3 protein-coding genes and 1 pseudogene are annotated in these 4,147 nt (G+C 49.9%); 2 read left to right on the top strand and 2 right to left on the bottom strand.

Annotated elements, in window-relative coordinates:
* On the bottom strand, positions 1–1,243 hold a 1,243-nt coding region (mobQ, locus tag OQV04_RS23710; protein WP_332643083.1), incomplete at its 3' end, for a MobQ family relaxase.
* A gap of 176 nt (positions 1,244–1,419) precedes the next feature.
* Between mobQ and mobC the strand changes: the two genes are divergently transcribed.
* Together mobC and OQV04_RS23700 are read left to right on the top strand one after the other, a co-directional pair.
* Entirely contained in the window at positions 1,420–1,674 is a 255-nt protein-coding gene (mobC, locus tag OQV04_RS23705) for a relaxase accessory protein MobC (protein ID WP_000091747.1), read from the top strand.
* A gap of 531 nt (positions 1,675–2,205) precedes the next feature.
* Positions 2,206–2,898: a replication initiation protein gene (locus tag OQV04_RS23700; RefSeq protein WP_001281403.1), complete on the top strand. Its 693-nt coding sequence runs from the start codon at positions 2,206–2,208 to the stop codon at positions 2,896–2,898.
* A 255-nt stretch (positions 2,899–3,153) separates the two neighbouring features.
* On the opposite strand, the pseudogene OQV04_RS23695 reads toward OQV04_RS23700, so the two are convergent.
* Positions 3,154–4,147: pseudogene (locus OQV04_RS23695) on the bottom strand (MobQ family relaxase); the annotation flags it as partial.

The following is a 4,147-nucleotide window of genomic DNA, read 5'->3' as shown; positions in this document are numbered from 1 at the left end:
CTGTATCCTCCTGCTCCTTCCGGCGCAATTCCTCTTCACGTTTAAGCAACTGGACTCTGAGAGCTGCAAGGCCGGATGCCCCCCACTGCTGCCACTGTTTTTCAAATGCCGTCTGACTCGCGGGAATGTCCTGTTTCTCCACCTTCCGGTAATGCTGTCGCAATTTTTCCATTTGCTGGCTCAGCGACTGGATTTTTCCCTGTTCGCTACGGTATTCCGGTGCCGCCCATTGCATCAGGGGAATACGGGAAAAACCGGACGAAAACGGCGATGATTTTTTCAGGCTGGCAGCATGGCTCATCGCTTCCTTTCGTTCGGTGTTCAGCTCTTCCCAGCGTCTGCGCGTCGCCTGCATATCTGCCATCATCGACATGGCATTACTGGTGAGTTTCCATGCCGCATTACTGTCCTTCGGCAACGCTTCGATGATGTCACGTAGTGTGTACGAAGTTGCGTTGTCAGGAAGCACGATATTCAGAAGGTCAGCCACACGGCGGGCAGGCTCTGTCAGCCCGCTGTTCCTGAGTTCAGTGCGGGAAATCTGTATTTCCAGGTTAAGCCTGTTAATCAGACGATTCTGTTCGCCGCGTTCTGTTTCGATACCGCGTGTTTCCATCGCACAGGCAGACTTTCCGAGGTGAATACCAGGCGTTTTCTCAAGCCCCTGTCGCTCGTATGAACGATGGTCTATCTCTTCCTGATAACCGGCGTTCGCCAGTGCTCTGTTTGCATGGTCAGCCCATGATGCACGCCACGTCTCGGCATGTGTCCGGTCGTTCCAGTCCCTGACCTTTCCGCCGAACCCAGCAGGTCCGACAGCCCTCGTGGTCAGCATGATGTGCGCATGGGGATTTGTTTTATCCATGTGATGGAACGCCACATCAGCAATCATGCCCTGACTGACAAAGTTTTCTCTGACAAAGGCGAGAACGGTTTCCCGTGCGGCATCCTGCGGCAGTTCACGGGGGATAGCGAGTTCAATTTCCCGCGCAAGTTGTGAGTTCTTCCGGCATTCGGCCTTCTCAACGGCATTCCAGAGTTCGGCACGGTTCGTACACCAGGCAGGGGCTGTCGCGGGGGTCAGAATCACAGCTTCAGCCACACCGCTTTTGCGGGTGTAGTCGTGAGTCAGTCCGGTACGCTCATCAAGCATCAGTGAACCGGAACGATAGGCAGCGGAAGCTACGGCGCTGTAGCCGCTGCTTCTGGAGATAATTTTCATGCTGAGATGATAAATCGCCATTTCTGCCGTAATGCCTTTTTGTAGTTTTCTTTCAGCCCCGCAGGGCGCACACAATCGAAACGGAGTGGAGATTGTATAAGTGCGCTTTGTGATTTGTCGTGCATTATGCCAGCTCAGTTTTTAAACTACCAGTGACGCGCTAAAATGCGATTTTTCATCGCGCACGGAGTTACATCATGAGCAGAACGCTCGAACAGAAGATTGCTGATGCTGAGGCGAGATTACAGCGCCTGAAGGCGAAGAGCCGGAGCCTGGACACAGCGCAGAAGGTTGTTGTGGGTGCAGCATTGCTGGCAAAGGTCAGAAAGCCGGAGGAGGTGCAGTTGCGTGCCTGGTTACTCCAGTTCCTGAAGGCAGAGGTGACACGACAGGCTGATGTGACGCGCATACTGCCGCTGATTAACGAGCTGGAGGCGCTGCCAGGACAGTGATTGTATCGTCCGCTCGCCGCAGCCCCAGCGACCGAGCGTTAGCGAGCGAGTGGGCGAGGAAGCGGAAGTGAATCCGTCGCCAGGTTGAGCACATACGCACGGTTTTTCGGTAGGTGATATGCGCTGAACCCGCATGAATACTGGATTTCCACAGGGTTGGAAGGGGAGTATTCGGAACTTGCAATTCTGCTTTCTTGCAACACATTGTTTTTATTGGTTTTTTGTTTTCAGCGCCCCGAGTTATCCACAGGCTCGCCGTTAAGTTTTTAGATCTTGTTTTTAAGATCTTGTTTTTAATACTTGTTTTAGGGTCAAAATTCATTAATAAAATCAATATGTTATAGAGGTATATGTGGAGGAATTTAAGGTAAAGGTGGAGGAATTTAAGGTGTTTAGGTGGAGGAATTTAAGGTAAAGGTGGAGGAATTTAAGGTGTTATTCACAGAAATGTGAGGATATAAAAAAAAATATTCCACATTTCTTATTTGTGGGGCACATTAAAGCATCACCACATTTGAACGGGATCTTTGTATGTCGGACTTGATTGCCTACAAGTCGAATGCTTTGGTTGAGGCCAGCTACAAGTTGACCCTACAGGAACAACGTTTTCTGTTGCTGTGTATCAGTCGATTGAAATCTGGTGCTGATGCTGAATTGCAAAAGACAATGACCATTACCGCTGCGGAATATTTTGATTCATTCCCTGACATGGGGCGGAAAAATGCCGAGGTTCAGTTACAGGAAGCGATCGATCGTTTATGGGACAGGTCGATCATTCTCAAGAATGACGAGAAGCGTGAGGAGTTCCGCTGGATCCAGTATCGGGCACAGTACGCTAAAGGTGAGGCCAAGGCTCGAATAACCTTTTCTGACGCGGTAATGCCTTATCTGACGCAACTGAAGGGGCAATTCACGCGCGTTGTTATAAAAAACATATCAGGTTTATCAAGTAGTTACAGTATAAGAATATACGAGTTCCTCCAGCAATTCCGCAGTACGGGAGAGAGAATTATTGCTCTTAATGACTTTCGTTCAATGTTAGGGATTGAAAATAAATACAAACAATTCAGAGACTTAAATAAAATACTAATAAAACCCTGTGTTGACGAACTGAACAAAAAAAGCGACCTGGCTGTAACGGTTGAGACGATCAAAAAGGGGCGCACGGTTGTAGCCCTGCATTTTCGCTTCAAGGAAGACAAACAGATCAAGATGACGATCTAAAATCGATTTTAAGGCACCTAAAACGCTCCCTGCTGCGTTTTTTTTGTGTTAGTAGTGCGAAGGTACTATTGAAGTGAAAAATTGCGTCAAAAGCGCTCTAATGCAGCGAAAAAAGAACCCCCAATTTTTGGGGGCGGAAAAACAAAACTATGCTTGCATTATGTGTGTGCTTCTTGCATTCATCCCTGTCGATGAACATAGAAGAACATCGACGAACATAACACGATGTTAAACAAAACAAAATATTGTTCACATTCACTGTGACCAACCGCGATCATGTCTCCTCTCGGTGGTGTGTGTTCTTGCATCTTCCTCGCGCCGCCATTCATCCCAGGTACGATTGAAACCCAGAGAGCGGAACAGATGATCCGGCTGTTTTTCTGGTGTGTTGACGGCAGCAAAAAGCGGTGCCTCACGGGTTTTCAGATGAAACTCCATAAGTTCCGGCGCAGGTGATATGTGGCTGTCTGCATCGTGATTTACGGCAACACCATACCCTGCATACCGTAACCCCTTATCGGTCAGTGCACTGATGACCAGCTGGCTGTTATCGGCTGAGGGAACGGCAAACGCGGGATACAGCGTACCATTAAGCCGGACAACACCGCCCAGAGAGTCATCCACGCCCATGACCAGCAAAAGCTGAAGCTGGCGGGTTTCCCGGTCGACAGAACTCATTACCGGCATCAGCGTCGGTAGCAGACGTCCCTGCGTAAAATCCACCTTCCTTGCTGCCAGTGATGGCATGGCTGGCTGGCGGTCTTCTCCAAGACAGAAAGACTCCGGCCATGTCTTCGGCTGGCGGAGATTGCGGGTATATTGCGGCCATGTCTGGCAAACCTGCGTCAGAAGTTGCTCAAAGGTCGCAGAGGAATAAACACGTTGCAGTGGTGGATGTTGACCGATTTCGCTTCGGTCACAGATATAACCACTCCTGTCACGCATTAAATCAACACGCTCAAAGATTCTGGTGCGGTATTTCTCCAGCTCGTTCCCCCAGAGCGTGTATTCTCCGTTCCGGTTGTGAAGCAGAAGGTAACAGGTCATTTCCCCGTTACCAGGCATGGGGGCCTCGCCATACCCCGTAACGACTGCGCTCAGTACCCCTGAATCCATAACGGCATTGTCATTTTTCCTGAGCTGTTCCGCTCGTCGCTCCGCGCGACTACGTTCTGTATCCTCCTGCTCCTTCCGGCGCAATTCCTCTTCACGTTTAAGCAACTGGACTCTGAGAGCTGCAAGGCCGGAT

The sequence above is a fragment of the Escherichia sp. Lx600-2 genome (genome assembly GCF_036662595.1).
In the GTDB taxonomy this organism is placed as follows: Bacteria; Pseudomonadota; Gammaproteobacteria; order Enterobacterales; family Enterobacteriaceae; genus Escherichia; species Escherichia coli.
This window is presented reverse-complemented; position numbering and strand designations above follow the sequence as displayed.